Origin of the sequence: Rhizobacter sp. SG703, from assembly GCF_012275445.1 — a bacterium.
Taxonomy (GTDB): domain Bacteria; phylum Pseudomonadota; class Gammaproteobacteria; order Burkholderiales; family Burkholderiaceae_C; genus Rhizobacter.
Map to the genome: position 1 here is coordinate 179183 of NZ_JAAZQK010000010.1, position 15605 is coordinate 194787.

General features: G+C 70.5%; 17 protein-coding genes. 8 read left to right on the top strand and 9 right to left on the bottom strand.

The window, feature by feature from the left end; all coding sequences use genetic code 11:
- The first annotated feature begins 86 nt into the window (after positions 1-86).
- The 8 genes from FHT26_RS21645 (at position 87) to FHT26_RS21680 (ending at position 8716) form a co-directional block, all read left to right on the top strand.
- Positions 87-428, top strand: a complete 342-nt coding sequence (locus tag FHT26_RS21645) for a UxaA family hydrolase (RefSeq protein ID WP_168562170.1) — start codon at positions 87-89, stop codon at positions 426-428.
- Positions 406-1704, top strand: a complete 1299-nt coding sequence (locus FHT26_RS21650; protein WP_246868035.1) for a UxaA family hydrolase — start codon at positions 406-408, stop codon at positions 1702-1704. Before FHT26_RS21645 ends, FHT26_RS21650 begins: the two co-directional genes overlap by 23 nt.
- Positions 1701-2768 carry an aldo/keto reductase gene (locus tag FHT26_RS21655; protein ID WP_168562171.1) on the top strand — a complete coding sequence of 356 codons (1068 nt, stop codon included), beginning with the start codon at positions 1701-1703 and terminating at the stop codon, positions 2766-2768. The genes FHT26_RS21650 and FHT26_RS21655 overlap by 4 nt, the downstream gene beginning before the upstream one ends.
- Positions 2765-3604 (top strand): amidohydrolase family protein, encoded by an 840-nt coding sequence (locus FHT26_RS21660; RefSeq protein ID WP_168562172.1) that lies wholly within the window; start codon positions 2765-2767, stop codon positions 3602-3604. Before FHT26_RS21655 ends, FHT26_RS21660 begins: the two co-directional genes overlap by 4 nt.
- Positions 3605-3651: 47 nt before the next feature.
- Complete coding sequence (locus FHT26_RS21665; RefSeq protein WP_168562173.1) at positions 3652-5124, top strand: ABC transporter substrate-binding protein; 1473 nt, start codon at positions 3652-3654, stop codon at positions 5122-5124.
- A gap of 191 nt (positions 5125-5315) precedes the next feature.
- Positions 5316-6590, top strand: coding sequence for a carbohydrate ABC transporter permease (locus FHT26_RS21670; RefSeq protein WP_349238195.1), 1275 nt, complete (start codon positions 5316-5318; stop codon positions 6588-6590).
- Complete coding sequence (locus FHT26_RS21675) at positions 6587-7615, top strand: carbohydrate ABC transporter permease (RefSeq protein WP_168562174.1); 1029 nt, start codon at positions 6587-6589, stop codon at positions 7613-7615. The genes FHT26_RS21670 and FHT26_RS21675 overlap by 4 nt, the downstream gene beginning before the upstream one ends.
- 3 nt (positions 7616-7618) lie before the next feature.
- Entirely contained in the window at positions 7619-8716 is a 1098-nt protein-coding gene (locus tag FHT26_RS21680; protein WP_168562175.1) for an ABC transporter ATP-binding protein, read from the top strand.
- 4 nt (positions 8717-8720) lie between these two features.
- Here the strand turns inward: FHT26_RS21680 and FHT26_RS21685 are convergent, their stop codons facing one another.
- The 9 genes from FHT26_RS21685 to FHT26_RS21725 form a co-directional block, all read right to left on the bottom strand.
- Positions 8721-9368, bottom strand: a complete 648-nt coding sequence (locus tag FHT26_RS21685) for a LysE family translocator (RefSeq protein WP_168562176.1) — start codon at positions 9366-9368, stop codon at positions 8721-8723.
- Positions 9369-9381: 13 nt separating this feature from the next.
- Positions 9382-9618 (bottom strand): hypothetical protein, encoded by a 237-nt coding sequence (locus FHT26_RS21690; protein WP_168562177.1) that lies wholly within the window; start codon positions 9616-9618, stop codon positions 9382-9384.
- Positions 9619-9638: 20 nt separating this feature from the next.
- Complete coding sequence (locus FHT26_RS21695) at positions 9639-10088, bottom strand: GNAT family N-acetyltransferase (protein ID WP_349238196.1); 450 nt, start codon at positions 10086-10088, stop codon at positions 9639-9641.
- A complete protein-coding gene (locus FHT26_RS21700) occupies positions 10085-10867 on the bottom strand; it encodes an ADP-ribosylglycohydrolase family protein (RefSeq protein ID WP_168562178.1) in 783 nt (260 codons plus the stop codon). The genes FHT26_RS21695 and FHT26_RS21700 overlap by 4 nt, the downstream gene beginning before the upstream one ends.
- Positions 10868-10934: 67 nt before the next feature.
- Entirely contained in the window at positions 10935-11177 is a 243-nt protein-coding gene (locus FHT26_RS21705) for a helix-turn-helix domain-containing protein (protein ID WP_349238197.1), read from the bottom strand.
- A gap of 107 nt (positions 11178-11284) precedes the next feature.
- On the bottom strand, positions 11285-11434 hold the full coding sequence (locus FHT26_RS21710) for a hypothetical protein (protein WP_168562180.1): 150 nt from the start codon (positions 11432-11434) through the stop codon (positions 11285-11287).
- 78 nt (positions 11435-11512) lie between these two features.
- Complete coding sequence (locus FHT26_RS21715; protein WP_168562181.1) at positions 11513-12442, bottom strand: DUF7684 family protein; 930 nt, start codon at positions 12440-12442, stop codon at positions 11513-11515.
- Positions 12420-13178, bottom strand: a complete 759-nt coding sequence (locus tag FHT26_RS21720) for a ProQ/FINO family protein (protein ID WP_349238198.1) — start codon at positions 13176-13178, stop codon at positions 12420-12422. Before FHT26_RS21720 ends, FHT26_RS21715 begins: the two co-directional genes overlap by 23 nt.
- 146 nt (positions 13179-13324) lie before the next feature.
- A complete protein-coding gene (locus FHT26_RS21725; RefSeq protein ID WP_349238199.1) occupies positions 13325-15523 on the bottom strand; it encodes a helicase-related protein in 2199 nt (732 codons plus the stop codon).
- Positions 15524-15605: the final 82 nt, after the last annotated feature.

A 15605-nucleotide genomic window follows, 5' to 3' on the forward strand; every position in this document is an offset into this window, starting at 1 on the left:
CCGGTTGCCGCGGATCGCTGGCGATCGCAACAATGGTCTATTGGCCTGACCTTTATACCTTTTCGGGCCGACCCAAGGAAGCCGGAATGACCCCCGCCACCGACCCGCCCGTCACCGATCCGCGCCTGCTGCTGCTGAACCCGGCCGACAACTGCCTGGTCGCCTGCCGGGCCTTGCCGGCCGGCGAGACGCTGCTGATCGACGGCGTGCCGGCGACGCTGCCGCGGCCGGTCGCGATGGCGCACAAGCTGGCGCGGCGCGCGCTGGCGGTCGGCGACAAGGTGCTGCGCCATGGCGCGGCGATCGGCAGCGTGCAGCGGCCGATCGCGCGCGGCGAGCACATCCACACCGACAACCTCGCCAGCGACTACCTGCCCACCTACACGCTGCAGGACGGCTCGAAATATGTCCTCACTTCGCACGACTGAGCGCACGACCGGGCAGGCGACGCAGCCGATGCCCGCGCTGGCCGGCTTCCCGCGCGCCGACGGCCGCAAGGGCATCCGCAACGTGGTCGCGGTGGCCTACCTGGTCGAATGCGCGCACTTCGTCGCGCACGAGGTCACGCTCGCGTTCCGCGGCGAGCCGGTGCACCTCGTCGGCTTCCCAGGGTGCTACCCGAACGCCTATGCCGACAAGGTGATGCGCCGGCTGCTGACGCACCCGAACGTCGGCGCGGTGCTGCTGGTCTCGCTCGGCTGCGAGAGCTTCGACAAGCGCGGGCTGGAGGCCGAGGTCGCGGCCAGCGGCCGGCCGGTGCACACGCTGACGATCCAGGAGCGCGGCGGTACGCGCAAGACGCTGAACGAGGGCATCGAATGGGTGCGCTGGGCGCTCGCCGAGCTCGACGCGCAGCCGCGGGTGCCGATGCGCTGGGACGAGCTGGTCGTCGCGACCGTCTGCGGCGGCAGCGACGGCACCAGCGGCATCACCGCGAACCCGGCCGTCGGCCGTGCGTTCGACACGCTGATCGCGCGGGGCGCCGCCTGCATCTTCGAGGAGACCGGCGAGCTGGTCGGCTGCGAGTTCCACATGCAGCGCCGCGCCGCGACCCCCGAGCTCGGCGACGAGATCGTGCGCTGCGTCGCGAAGGCGGCGCGCTACTACGAGACGCTCGGCCACGGCAGCTTCGCGCCCGGCAATGCCGACGGCGGCCTGACGACGCAAGAGGAGAAATCGCTCGGCGCCTACGCCAAGAGCGGCGATTCGCCGATCAGCGGCCTGATCAAGCCCGGCGATATCCCGCCGACCGGTGGCCTGTACCTGCTCGACGTGGTGCCCGACGGCGAGGTGCGCTTCGGCTTCCCGAACATCTCGGACAACGCCGAGATCGTCGAGCTGATCGCCTGCGGCGCGCACCTGACGCTGTTCACCACCGGCCGCGGCTCGGTGGTCGGCTCGGCGATCTCGCCGGTGATCAAGGTGTGCGCGAACCCGGACACCTACGACCGGCTGGCCGACGACATGGACGTCAATGCCGGCCGCATCCTGCGCGGCGACGCGACGCTCGACCAGGTCGGCGCCGAGATCGTCGCGCTGGTGCAGGACGTCGGCCACGGTCGCGAAACCGCCAGCGAAGCGCTCGGCCACCGCGAGTTCATCCTCACCTACAAGGCCTTCGAGCCGATCGGCCCGAGCTGCCTGCCCGTGCGGCAAGCGACGCCCGCGATGCCGCTCCCGTCCTCCACGCGAGCCACGCCATGACCACGACGACCCCGCTGCCGACCCGCATGCTGCCGCGCACCCGCCACGCGCTGACCACGCTCGGCATGGGCGGCGCGCCGCTCGGCAACATGTACGACCTGATTTCCGAGGACGCGTCGCGCGCTGCTTTCGACGCCGCATGGGCGGCCGGCATCCGCTTCTTCGACACTGCGCCGTTCTACGGCTACACGCTGTCGGAGCGGCGCTTCGGCGAGGCGCTGCGCGAGCACCCGCGCGACCAGTGGGTGCTGAGCAGCAAGGTCGGCCGGCTGCTGAAGCCGCTGTCGCCGCATGCCGCGCCGCGCGAGCTGCCGGCCGGCGAAACGGCGTGGCAGAACCCGCTGCCGTTCGAGGTGCACTACGACTACAGCGCCGGCGCGATCCGCCGCTCGGTCGAGGACAGCCTGCAACGCCTCGGCACCAACCGCCTGGACATCGGGCTGGTGCACGACATCGGCCGCGTGACGCACGGCGACCGCCACGAGTTCCACTGGCGGCAGCTGACCAGCGGCGGGGGCTTGCGCGAGATGGAGGCGTTGCGTCGCGAAGGACTGATCGGCGCGATCGGGCTCGGCGTCAACGAATGGGAGATCGTGCGCGACACGATGGAGCACGTCGACCTCGACTGCACGCTGCTGGCCGGCCGCTACACGCTGCTGGAGCAGCAGGCGCTCGATCCGTTCCTCGCGCGCTGCGTGGAGCGCGGCGTCGGCATCATCGTCGGCGGGCCGTTCAATTCCGGCATCCTCGCGGCCGGCCTGCGCCGGCCCAGCAGCACGCTGAAGTTCAACTACGCGGCCGCACCGGCCGAGGTGGTCGAGCGCGTCGCGCGGCTGCAGGCGGTGTGCGACGGCTTCGAGGTGCCTCTGGCGGCCGCCGCGCTGCAGTTTCCGCTCGGGCATCCGGCGGTGGTGTCGTGCGTGCCGGGGCCGCGCAATGCGGACGAGTTGAACGGCATCGTGCGCTGGATGATGCAGCCGATCCCCGCCGCGCTGTGGACTGCGCTGCGCGAGCAGGGCCTGATCGCCGCCGACGCCCCGGTGCCGGCGGGAGCCGACCGATGACGACGCCGTACCGCATCGATGCGCACCAGCATTTCTGGTCGCTGGCACGCGGCGACTACGGCTGGCTGAGCCCCGACTTGGCGCCGCTGTACCGCGACTTCGCGCCCGCCGACCTGCAGCCGCTGCTCGCCGCCCACGAGGTGCGCGGCACGGTGCTCGTGCAGGCCGCGCCGACGCGGGCCGAAACGCAGTGGCTGCTGGAGCTCGCAGCCACGAACGACCTGGTGCGCGGCGTCGTCGGCTGGGTCGACCTCGCGCACGGCGACGCGGTGCCGGCCCTCGATGCGCTCGCCGCCGACCGGCGGCTGAAAGGCGTGCGGCCGATGCTGCAGGACCTGCCGGACCCGGCCTGGATCGCCACCGCGCCCCTCGATGCCGCGGTGGGCGCGCTGGTGCGCCACGACTTGCGCTTCGACGCGCTGGTGAAGCCCGCGCACCTGCCGCACCTGCTGGCCTTTGCGCAACGCCACCCGGCCCTGCCGATCGTGATCGACCACGCCGCGAAGCCCGACATCGCGCGCGGCGCCTTCAGCGCCTGGCGCCGCGGCCTGCAGGCGCTGGCCCAGCTGCCGTCGCTGCACTGCAAGCTGTCCGGCCTGGCGACCGAAGCCGGCACGGGCTGGCGCGCCGCCACGCTGCGCCCGTATGCCGAAACGGTGCTCGAACTGTTCGGCCCGCAGCGCGTGATCTGGGGCAGCGACTGGCCGGTGCTGACGCTGGCCGGCGGCTATGGCGACTGGGTCGCGGCGACCGACGAGTTGCTGGCGCCGCTGGATGACGCCGATCGCCATGCGGTGTGGGCCGGCAATGCCGAGCGCTTCTACCGGCTGGACTGAGCAGGCCGGGCCGAGAAGGTGTGAACAACGACAACGATGGAGACAACATGAACCAAAGGTCGATTTCCCTCTGGGCCGCGCTGGCCTGCACGGCCGCGCTCGGCCTGTCCGGCGCGCAGGCGCAGACCAAGGCCTACGCCGGCGTCACGCTGAACGTGATGACCTTCACCGGCCCGCAGATCGCCGAGCCGCTGCAGCGCCGCGGCAAGGAGTTCGAGGCCGCCACCGGCGCCAAGGTCAACGTGATCACGGTGCCGTACTCCGACCTGTACCAGAAGCTGCTGACCGACTGGTCGACCGGCACCAACTCGATCGACGCCGCGATCCTCGCGCCGCAGTGGATGCCCGACTACGTCGGCTTCCTCGAAGACCTGAGCCCGCGCGTGAAGGCCGACAGCAAGCTGCGCGAGGACGACGTCGCACCGTTCTTCCGCGAGTTCTCGCAGAAGTACGGCGGCAAGACCTACACCGTGACGCTCGACGGCGATTTCCACATCGCCTACTACCGGACCGACGTGCTGGCCAAGCTCGGCAGGAAGCCGCCGCAGACCTGGGACGAGTACCTCGACATCGCGAAGGCCGCGCACGGCAAGGACTTCGGCGACGGCAAGCCGATCGTCGGCTCGTGCATCGCGAAGAAGCGCAGCGCGCAATCGTTCTGGATGATCACCTCGGTGGCCGGCGCCTTCCTGCAGGCCAAGGGCACCAGCGAGGGCGCGTTCTTCGACCCGGCGACGATGAAGCCGCTGGTCAACAACGACGCCTTCGCGCGGGCGCTGGAGATCTACAAGGAAACCGGCAAGTACGGCCCGCCGAACGAGATCAACATGGACGTCGGCGACACCCGCACGCTGTTCGTCGGCGGCGGCTGCGCACTGACCGTCGACTGGGGCGACATCGGCCCGCTGGCGGTCGACCCGAAGGCATCGAAGGTGGTCGACAAGGTCGGCGCGCTGATGCTGCCCGGCTCGACCCGGGTGCTGGACCGCGCGAGCGGCAAGCTGGTGGCCTGCGACGCGACGCGCTGCCCGCACGCGGTGAACGGCGTGAACCGCGCACCGTTCGCGGCCTTCGGCGGCTGGTCGGGCGCGATCAACGCGAAGGCGAAGCCGCAGGCCAAGGACGCGGCGTATGCGCTGTTCTCGTACATGTCGCAGCCGGAGCAGTCGAACGCCGACGTGACGGTCGGCGCGACCGGCTTCAACCCATACCGACAGAGCCAGTTCAAGGACATGGGCCCGTGGAAGAAGGCCGGCATGTCGGACAAGGCGGCGAAGGACTACCTGGGCGCGATCCAGGATTCGCTGAACTCGCCGAACATGGTGCTGGACCTGCGCATCCCGTTCAACCAGCGCTACCAGCAGGTGGCGCTGGACACCGCGATGGCGCGCTTCCTGGCCGGCGAGCTCGACGTGAAGGGCACGATGAAGAACATCGAGGACACGTGGAACGAGTTGAACGACGAACTCGGGAAGGCGAAGCAGCAGGCGGCGTACAAAGCGAGCATCGGCGCGAGGTGACGGCCCCCCAGTCGCTTCGCTCCTGCCTTGCGGGCCGCGCTGAGCCGGAGGCCCAGCCCCTCGCCAGGCACCAACAGTCCTCGGGACTGTCTGTGTCCGGGCTCGGCCCCCAAGGGGCGCCTCCCCCCGGCCCGGCCAGGCCGGCGCCTGGGGAGTGGCTTGGCAACTGGCTCGATCGGCAAGCCGGCACCGTGTTCATCGCGCCGGCCGTCACCGTCGTGCTGCTGTTCTCGATCTTCCCGCTGCTCGCCTCCGCCTGGCTGTCGCTGACCCGCTTCTCGCTGCAGGCCGGCGGCTACGAGCTGAGCTTCGTCGGCGCGCTGAACTACCGCAAGCTGATCGCCGGCTCGCAGCAGTTCCACCTGCTGGGCACGGCGGGCGAGATGGCGGTCGCGACCTGGCTCGCGCTCGCTGCCGCGCATGCGCTGCTCGCGTGGGCGCTGCTGCGCAGCCTGCGGCGCCGGCAGGCCTATGCGCAGGCCGCGCCGCGCGCGCCGCAGGGCGCGGCAGCGGTGCTGACGCTGGCCTGCGTGATCGTCGCCGCGCTGCTGTCGCCGCTCGGCCCGTTCGCGGCTGCGGCGCAATCGGCGCGCGATGCGCTCGACCTGCCGTGGTTCGCATGGCTGCTGTTCGCGTTCGCCGGCTTCGTGGTCGCCGCGCTGATCGCCCGCAGGCTCGGCGCACCGGCCCGCGTCGCCGGCCTGGTCGGTCGCCAGCTCGCCGGCAGCGTGTGGCTGCTGGTCGCGCTGGTCGCCGCCGGCACCGCGGGCGGCCAGCAAGGCTCGCTGCTGACGACGCTGTTCTACGTGGCCGGCGGCGTTGCGCTGCAGTTCGCGCTCGGGCTCGGCCTCGCGCTGCTGTGCGCGCAGCCGATCCGCGGGCGCAACCTGTTCCGGCTGTCGTTCTTCCTGCCGCTGATGGTCACGCCGGTCGGCATCGCCTACATGTTCCGGATGCTGGCCGACATGGGCGTCGGCCCGTTCGCACCGGTCGCCCGCCTGCTCGGCCTGGGCGCGGTGACCTGGGCGCAGAACGCCTGGTCGGCGCGCTGGGTCGTGCTGATCGGCGACACCTGGCAGTGGGTGCCGTTCATCTTCATCGTGCTGCTGGCCGCCATCGAGGGCCAGCCGCGCGACCAGCTCGAGGCGGCGCAGCTCGACGGCGCGCCGTCGTGGCGCATCTTCCGCGACATCACCTGGCCGGCGATCGCGCCGACCGCCGCGGCCGTGGTGCTGATCCGGCTGATCGAGGCCTTCAAGATCGTCGACCTGCCGAACGTGCTGACCAACGGCGGCCCCGGCATCGCGACCGAGAGCATGACGCTGCATGCCTTCATCGACTGGCGCTCGCTGAACCTCGGCGGCTCGGCGGCAGTGGCCTACCTGCTGCTGCTCGTCTCGACGCTGGTGGCGGTGAGCTTCTTCCACTTCGTCGTGCGGCCGGCGCGCGGGGAGCCGGCGGCATGAAGCGCTGGCTCGAACCGCAGCGCCTCGGCGAGCTTGCGCCGCTGCCGCGCGCGCTGGTCTACGGCGCGTTGCTGGCGTGGACCTTCGTCGTGTTCTTCCCGCTGTACTGGGTGCTCGTCACCTCGTTCAAGGAGCCGCTGCAGGTGGCCGACGGGCCGGTGTTCCTGCCCTTCGTCGATTTCCAGCCGTCGCTGCATGCGTGGAAGTACATCCTGGTCGAGACCGGGCGCGACACGCTGCGGCCGTACCTGAACTCGATGCTGATCGCGAGCCTGTCGACGCTGCCGGCGGTCGCGATCGGCTCGATGGCGGCGTACGCGCTGACGCGCATCGTCTACCGGCCGAGCGTCGCGGCGGTGCTGCTGTTCGTCGCGAGCGTCGCCGCGGTGGTCGCGCTGGTGCTGTCGGCCGGGCTGTCGCTCGGCTGGGCCCTGCCGCTCGGCGCGATGCTGTTCGTGCTCGGCTTGCGGCCGCTGCAGCGGCGCATCACCGCGCGCCTCGGCAACGACGACATCCTGTTCTGGATGATCTCGCAGCGCATCCTGCCGCCGGTGGTGTCGGCGATCCCGATCTACGTGATGTTCCAGCAGGTGCACCTGCTGGACACGCAGTTCGCGCTGATCGTGACCTACATGACCGCCAACCTGCCGATCGTCGTCTGGCTGATGGTCGACTTCTTCGACGGCATCCCGCGCGAGCTGGAAGAGAGCGCGGCGCTGGACGGCGCGTCGCGCTTTCGCATCCTGTTCGACCTGATGCTGCCGCTGGCGCGGCCGGGGCTGGTCGCGACGACGCTGCTCGTGCTGATCCTGAGCTGGAACGAGTACCTGCTCGCGCTGTTCCTGTCGACCGCGAACGCGCAGACCATGCCGCTGCTGGTGGCGGCGCAGAACGCGACGCGCGGGCCGCAGTGGTGGACGATGAGCGTGCTGATCCTGCTGATGATCGTGCCGGTGGTCGTGATGACCTTGTTCCTGCAGAAGTTCATTGCCCGCGGCCTGCTGACCGGCGCGGTGAAAGGCTGACCCTTGACGACCCCGCTTTCCACGACACTGCGCACGACCCCGCACCCGGTCACCTTCGACCACCTCGGCAAGCGCTTCGGCGCGGTCGAGGTGCTGCGCGATTTCAACCTGCAGGTGGCGCCCGGCGAGTTCCTGGTGCTGCTCGGCGAATCCGGCTCGGGCAAGAGCACCGCGCTGCGGGTGTTCGCCGGGCTCGAGACGGCCAGCGCCGGGCGCATCCTGATCGGCGAGCGCGACGTGACGAACGTGCTGCCGAAGAACCGCGACATCGCGATGGTGTTCCAGAGCTATGCGCTGTACCCGCACAAGACGGTGGCCGAGAACGTCGCCTACCCGCTGGACGTGCGCGGCGTGCCGAAGCCGCGGCAGCAGGAGCAGGTGCTCGCGGTGGCGAAGCAGGTGCAGCTCGACGGGCTGCTCGACCGCTACCCGCGGCAGCTGTCCGGCGGGCAGCGGCAGCGCGTCGCGCTGGCACGCGCGATGGTGCGGCGGCCGTCGGTGTTCCTGATGGACGAGCCGCTGTCGAACCTCGACGCGAAGCTGCGCGGCCACATGCGCGCCGAGCTGAAGCACCTGCAGCAGCAGCTGGGCATCACGACGCTGTACGTCACGCACGACCAGGTCGAGGCGATGACGCTGGCGCACCGCGTCGCGCTGCTCGACAAGGGCGTGCTGCAGCAGCTCGACACGCCGGCGCGCATCTACAACGACCCGGCCAACCTGTTCGTCGCCGGCTTCATCGGGTCGCCGCCGATGAACTTCCTGCGCGGGGCCTTGTCGGGCGGCTGGCTGGAGGGCGCGGGCTTTCGCGTGCCGACGCCGGTGACCGCGAGCGCGTCGGATGCGGTGCTCGGCATCCGGCCGGAGGACTGCCGGATCGCGGGGCCGGGCGAACCGCAGGGCGGTGCGGTGCAGGGCGAGATCTACGCGGTGGAGCTGATCGGCGACCACACGCTGGTCACGCTGCACATCGGCGAGCACAAGCTGACGGTGAAGGGCGCGAAGGATTTCGACCAGGCGATCGGGCGGCGCGTCGGCGTGGCCTTCGATCCGGGCGCGGCCTTTGTCTTCGATGGAGCGACGGGCGCGCGGATGCGCTGAGCGTTCACAGCTGGCGCGACAGCAGCATCCGCAGCCCGGCGAAGCCGAAGAACAGCGCGATCGTGCCGTCGAACACGCGCCGGGTCGAGCGGTAGAGGCGGCGCGCGACGGCGGTCGAGAACAGCAGCGCGTAGCTGCCGAAGATCAGCACGCCCAGCAGGCCGCAGGCGGCGAACACGACCAGCGAATCGGTCGGCGACGCGTGCAGCGGCAGGCCCATCGAGATCGTCGACAGCCACACGAAGATCGCCTTCGGGTTCGTGATGTGCATCGCGATGCCCTTCAGGAACACCTGCCGCAGGCTACCGGTGCGGCCGGCCGCGCCGGCATCGACCGGGTCGTGCCGCGCCAGCGCCGAGCGACCGGCCTTGAACGCGAGCCACAGCAGGTAGAGCCCGCCGATCGCCTTGACCACCGTCAGCGCACCGGACCACGCGGCCAGCAGAGATGCGAGGCCGAGCGCGGCGGTGAGCCCGAGCGTCCATGACGACAGCGTGATGCCGGCCGCCAGCGCGAACGCCGGCGCGCGACCGCCGTTCATCGCGGTGCCCATCAGCGCGACGATGCTCGGGCCGGGGCTCGCGCAGCCGATGAAGTAGGCGGTGCAGGCGACGACGAGGTTGGGGTTCGAGGTGAGGGTGTCGATCGGCATGGGTTGACTTCGTTCAGCTGCGGATCATCGCGCCGATGCGATCGGCGCGGTCCTTGGTCAGGCTCTCCATGCTCAGCGTGACGCCGCTGTCGCAGGCGTCGTGGTCGCGTCGGATGTCATCGGCCGGGATGTGGGTCTGCCTGGCCATCTCGCGGACGACGGCCTCGTCCGGCGCCGCGGTGGCGGCGACGGTGGCGGCGAGCAGCAGTGCGGGAGCGAGCGGCTTGAGCAGGTGCGACGGAGGTTTCATGGCGGTGAGGCGACAGGGGTTCAGGCGTTCTGAAGGCCGCCGCTCACGAAGGAGTAGCGGTGGATGTCGGTGCGCAGCTGCCAGCCCTGGTGCTCCCAGTACGCCTGCGCGAGCGCGTTGGTGCGGAACACGTCGACGTGCGACTTCAGGATGCCGAGCTGTGCCAGCGCCGCGAGGCAGCGGTCGACCAGCGCGTTGGCGATCCCTTGCCGGCGATGCCCGGCGAGCACGACCAGGTGCTGCAGGTAGCCGCGCCGCCCGTCGTGCCCGCACATCAGGCAGCCGACCAGCCGTCCTTCCTTCTCGGCGACGAGGCTCAGGCCGGGATTGCGCGCGAGGTAGCGCGCCGTCGCGTCGCGCGAATCGGCATCGCGGAACGAGACACCCGGCGTGGCCTTCATCAGCTCGATCACGGCGTCGTAGTCGGCGATCGTCATGGCCCGCAACGTGGCCTGGCGCAGCGCGCTCACTTCGGCGCTTCCGGCATGAAGGCCTGCATGAAGCGCTTCGTCGTGGCGAGCAGCAAGCCGTCCAGCGTCCTCGTCACCGGTTGGGCGATGGCCGGCGGAACCCCGCCGTAGAAGGCCTCGGCGATGCCGCCGGTGATGCAGGCAATGGTGTCGCTGTCGCCGCCGATCGAGATCGCATTGCGGATCGCATCCTCGAAGTCGGTCGATTCCAGGAAGGCGATGATCGCCTCGGGCACCGTGCCCTGGCATGAGCTGTCGTAGCGGTAGACGAGCCGGATGTCGTCGAGCCGGCGCGACAGGTCGTAGCCGAACGTGGTCTCGACATAGCGCATGACGTCGTCGCGGCTGCCGCCGGTGCGGGCGATGAAGATGCTGGCCGCGACGGCCTGCGCGCCCTTGATGCCTTCCGGATGGTCGTGCGTGACGCGGGTGTAGCGATCGGCCTGGGCCAGCACCTCGTCGAGGGTGTCGAACGCGAAGCCGACCGGGCTGATGCGCATCGCCGCGCCGTTGCCCCAGCTGTGGTACGGCGTCGGGTCGGGCGAGCGCGCCCACTGCTTGAACCGCCCGCCATAGCCGGCACGCGGGTAGCGGGCGGCGTAGGCCTTCAGCAGCGGCCCGTAGTCGACGCCGTCGAGGATGGCCTCGGCCAGCGCGACGGTCAGCACGGTGTCGTCAGTGAACGAACAGCGCGGGCTGAGGAGTTCGAACGCCTTGGTCTTGATGTTGTTCCACTCGTAGATCGAGCCGATCACGTCGCCAGCGATTGCTCCAAGCATGGGGGGGGCCTCCTTGGGGCCTACTCTACCGGCACGCCGCCGATCGATGCCGAGCGCACTCGCTCGTTCACTTCTTGCGCGCACCCATCGCCGGACGCATTTGGTCGAACAAGTCGAAGACCGTCATCCCCAACGCATTGGCGATGACTTCGATGGCATTGAGCGTCGGATTGGCGTGGCCGTTCTCGATCCGGCTCAGGTAGGTTTGATAGAACCCGCAGCGTTCGCCGAACTCGACCTGGCTCAGGCCCGCCTCGGTTCGCAGCGTCCGCACACACTCTCCGAATTGCTGGGACAGGCTCGGTTTCACAGGCAGAACTGTCGGTGTTATGCCTTCATTCGCATAAACACTAATTCGCATACAGCGCTTCGCTTGGCTGCACGGCGCAACGAAAGGCCGATGCCATGTCCCTCGATTCAAGGCTGACTCGGCAGCCGATGACGGCCCGCCGCATCAGCCGCCTGCTCGCCCAGGTCATCGACATCACCGACGGCACGCGCCATCTGCTCGAACTCGCCGAGCAGGACGCCTGGCCGACTGTCGACGACCAGGCGCCGGTGCGACAAGCTCAGTCCCTGCTCAGGGCGAACGGGGCGGGGCGAACGGGGCAGGCGGGTCAGGGCGCGCGATTGAGTCAGTTGGCTTCAAGCATCCGCATACGCCCGCAGCACCATCTCCTCGTCCCCCCGGTCGCTGATCTCGATCAGCACCGTGTGCTGCAGCTCGACCACCGGGTGGTTCGCGCAGTGCTTGCAGAACCACAGCACCTCGCCCAGCGACTCGACCTCGTGCGAAGTCGTCACGACCTGCCCTTCGGGCGGGATCGGGCCGAAGCCGAACTGCTCCAGGTTGGCCATCGCGACCGCGTGGTCCCACAGGCTCGCATCCCGGCCCCAGGCCATCACGTGCAGGCAGCCGCTGTCGACCAGCCACTCGCTGACCGCGATCTGCCAGGTCACTGTCAGCTTGGCATCGATCATCACGACGGCGCGGAACGGCGCCAGCGCCGACAGGTCGGGCAGCCCGCCACCGGGGGTCACGTGCCGGTACTGCGCCGGAGGCCCCTGCAGCGACGGCTCGCCCGCCAGTACGCGCAGCGTTTCGCGGATCGCCGCCAGCACGTCGAAGAAGCTGCCGTAGACATCTTCGTCGGCGTCGTAGCGTGCCTGGTTCTCGGCCAGGTACTCGACCGCCGGCAGCAGCTCGGGCATCAGCGGCACGATGGCCTCGGGCTCGTCCTCGAGCCGCCGCAGGATCAGGTTCAGGAACGCATCGGCCGCGGTCGACGCGTACAGCCCCTGGTTGATCTCGAAGATGCGAGGCGACACGACGAAGTCGCGGAACACCGGCAGGTAGAAGCGGAACGGCGCGGCCGGCATCGCGCCCAGGTCTTCGGCGCGCGACAGCACGTCGCTGTGCTCGAAGAGCGCCAGCGCCTGCTCGCGCGTCTTGTCGGCGAACTGCCGGTAGGCGTAGGCGATGTCGAGGTCGGCTGCGAAGTCACCCCATTCGGCAGCGTCCGGCGGCGTCGCGGCGATCGGCCCGTCCACCCTAGCGCCGATGGCCTTCGTCATTGCGCGGGCCGCGTCCACGCGGACCTTGGGGTCGCTCTTGCGACGGACGTTCCGACGGGCGTTGCGACGCGCGTTGCGGCGGGCCGTCGCGGCGCGGGCCGGGCGGGCGGCCCTGCGGGCGCGCATCGGGCGGCGGGCGCCGCTGCTGGTCCTGCGCCGCTTCGGCACGGGCGATCTCCAGCAGCCCGTCCAGTTCTTCCTCGGCCACCTGCTTCAGCACGCAGAAATTGGCCCGCGTCAGCGTGGTGCGTTCGTAGTCGAACAACAGCCCGGCCCGGTTGCGCCGCTGCTGCTCTTCGAGCTCGCGGCGCGACTGCAGGCCGACGCCGCGTCGCGTCAGCTCGTCGATCGCGATCTGGCGGTGCTCGTCGCTGATCTCGCCGCCGGGCTTGCCGTCGAGGTCGAAGCGCTGGCGGCCGCGTGCCACCGACAGCAGGTACGAGGTGCTGCCGGTGTAGCGGCGGAAGAACGCCGTCAGCACCTGCTTGCTGAACACGCCGGGGGCACGCGCTTCGATGTCGACGTGGGTGCGCAGCTTCAGCGGCTTCGGCGGGCCGTCGAACAGCGCCGGGAAGCGCTGGCGCAGCGCCTGCGCGCAGGCGGCAGGGCTCATGCCCGGGGCCTTGGCGGGTGCCGGTGCCTTGGCAGGCGCGTCGGCCGATGCGTCGGCAGGCGCTTCCACAGGCAACTCGGCGGACGCCTCGACGGGCGCGTCGGCCGCGGAGGTGGCTGCCACGGGGCTACCGTCGACAGGCGGCTGTGCCGACGGCGTGGCCGGGGAAGGGGGCGTTGAACTCATGGAGGAAGCGACAAGCGGGAAAGGAGGGGATTGTGACGCCGTGCGGCCAGGTCGGTGTGTCAGGGGGTGAGGGCGCCGGGCACTCAGCGCCGCGCGCGGTGCCGCACCTGGGCCAGCGGCCGCTTGCCCTTCAGCTGCCGCTCGATGCCGTCGTTCAGCTGGCTGCGCAATGCCGTCACCTCGTCGACCTTGCCGTACACGCCGGGGAAGCGCAGGTCCAGCCACAGCCACAGCGTGCACGAGCGCAGCGCCTGCTCCATGCGGTCGAGCCGGCTGTGGCCGTCGACGTCCTGCAGGAACCACGGCGAGCCGGCGCGGCCGGTCAGCGCATGGCTGCTGCTCCAGTCGAGGAACTCCTGCACCTGCGAGACGGTGCGGGTGTCGACCGGCGCCTGCGCGTAGATGAAGCGCTCCTTCAGCGTGAGCTTCGCGGCGCTGCGGTCGAGCTGCTCGGCCAGTTCGAGCATCTGCTCCAGCTCGGCCACCGCGAAGTGCGCGTTGTCGAGCTTCAGCTGCTCCATGAACACGCCCAGCACCTCGCGCAGCTGCGTCTTGCGCATCCGCGACGCGATGGTGTCCACATGCCAGCCGTTCGGCGCGACCGGCGCCTTGAAGTCGCGCGGCGCGCGCGGCGTGCGCGGCAGCCGCTCCTTCAGCATGCGCAGCGCCTGCGGCTCGGCCTCTTTCAGCACGCCGACGAAGCCCTCTTCATGCATGCCGAAGCGGCCGGCGCGGCCGCCGATCTGGTGCACCTCGGATTCATCGAGCGGCCGGTCGCCCTGGCCGTCGAACTTGCTCATCGTGCTGAACAGCACGCGGCGGATCGGCAGGTTCAGCCCCATGCCGATCGCGTCGGTGGCGACCAGCACATGCGATTCGCCCTGCGCAAAGCGCTCGGCCTCGCGCCGGCGCACCTCGGGCGGCAGCGCGCCGTAGATCACCGACACCGGGTGGCCGCCGGCGGCGATCTGGTCGCGCAGCGTCAGCACGTCGCGCCGGCTGAAGGCCACCACCGCATCGCCCTTCGTCAGCGCGCCGATCGGCACCGGCGCCTCGATCAGCTGCACATGCTGCTTGCGCTCGAAGTGCCGCACGCTGCAGCGTTCGCCGCACAGCCCGAGCAGGTTCTCGATCGCCGGCACCGCATAGGCCGAGCAGATGATGATCACCTCGCTGGCCGGCACCGCGACGATCGCCTGCGTCCACGCCCAGCCGCGGTACGGGTCGAAGATCATCTGGGCCTCGTCGATCACCGCGACGTCGACCACCTTGCTGGTGTTCACCATCTCGATGGTGCTGGACACCAGCCCGGCGCCTTCGGCCGGCACGTTCTCTTCGCCGGTCAGCAGCGAGCACGCGACCCCACGGCCGACCAGCCGGTCGCGGCCTTCCAGCGCCAGCAGCCGCAGCGGTGCGAGGTAGGCACCGTCGTGCGCGCGCGCCAGCTGCTCGAAGGCCGCGTAGGTCTTGCCGCTGTTCGGCGGGCCGACGTAGAGCGTCACGTTGCGCTGCAGCCGGCGCGCCTTCACGAAGGTGTCGGGGTAGCCCTGGAACGCGAGCTCGCTGTTCAGCCCGGCCAGCGTGTCGAGTTCGGCCACCTGGTGTTCCCAGCGCTCCTGCGCGCGCACGCAGGCGGCACGCAGGTCGGCCACCGGCTGCGGCGTCGCGCATTCGGCCAGCAGGCGCGGCAGAAGCATGTCGAGGTGGCGCGGGTTGTGCGCGCGACTGCGCTGCACCAGCGCCTCGAGCGCCGCTTGCACTTCGCCGGCGTGCGGCCAGGCCGCGATCGGCCCGAGCGCGGCCAGCAGCGCCGGCTTGTCGCCGTTGCGGAAGAAGGCCCACACCGGTTCCGACGCGATCGGGATCCGGAACATCACCGGCACGCGCCAGTTCACGTCGGCCAGCTGCAACGGCTGGCTGATCAGGCGCGTCCAGCGGCCGCCTTCGCGGACGATGCCGAGTGCATCGAGCGCGGCGGTGCGGTCCAGCATCACGGTGCGCACCTCGGGGCCGTTGCCGACCTCGTCCAGGTGCTGCAGCGCCGCGTCGATCACGTCGGGCGCGATCCAGCGGCTCGGCCGGGCGCCGGCCACCGCCTTCTGCAGCAGCACGAGGCCGAGCTTGTCGAGGCGCTCGTCGAGCCCCGACGCGTGTTCGTCGAAATAGTCGGCGGGCTTGACGACCTGGGGCAGCGCGTAGGCGGCCTGGCGGATGCGGGCGAGCTGCTCGGGCGAGACGTGCGCGGGCACGCGCGCCGCATGGCGCGGGTTGGGAAGATTCACGGTGGGGGAGGCACTCACAAAGGCTGGGGTACGGCGGAAAAGCCCCGGAACTCTAACCGGTGTGCCCCGCAGGCCCGCCAGC

Bases quoted from the DNA above. Each gene is read 5' to 3' on its own strand.
- FHT26_RS21660 (WP_168562172.1), top strand. From the start codon at position 2,765: ATGACGACGCCGTACCGCATCGATGCGCACCAGCATTTCTGGTCGCTG.
- FHT26_RS21675 (WP_168562174.1), top strand. From the start codon at position 6,587: ATGAAGCGCTGGCTCGAACCGCAGCGCCTCGGCGAGCTTGCGCCGCTG.
- FHT26_RS21685 (WP_168562176.1), bottom strand. From the start codon at position 9,368: ATGCCGATCGACACCCTCACCTCGAACCCCAACCTCGTCGTCGCCTGC.
- FHT26_RS21700 (WP_168562178.1), bottom strand. From the start codon at position 10,867: ATGCTTGGAGCAATCGCTGGCGACGTGATCGGCTCGATCTACGAGTGG.
- FHT26_RS21650 (WP_246868035.1), top strand. From the start codon at position 406: ATGTCCTCACTTCGCACGACTGAGCGCACGACCGGGCAGGCGACGCAG.
- FHT26_RS21715 (WP_168562181.1), bottom strand. From the start codon at position 12,442: ATGACGAAGGCCATCGGCGCTAGGGTGGACGGGCCGATCGCCGCGACG.
- FHT26_RS21655 (WP_168562171.1), top strand. From the start codon at position 1,701: ATGACCACGACGACCCCGCTGCCGACCCGCATGCTGCCGCGCACCCGC.
- FHT26_RS21645 (WP_168562170.1), top strand. From the start codon at position 87: ATGACCCCCGCCACCGACCCGCCCGTCACCGATCCGCGCCTGCTGCTG.
- FHT26_RS21690 (WP_168562177.1), bottom strand. From the start codon at position 9,618: ATGAAACCTCCGTCGCACCTGCTCAAGCCGCTCGCTCCCGCACTGCTG.
- FHT26_RS21665 (WP_168562173.1), top strand. From the start codon at position 3,652: ATGAACCAAAGGTCGATTTCCCTCTGGGCCGCGCTGGCCTGCACGGCC.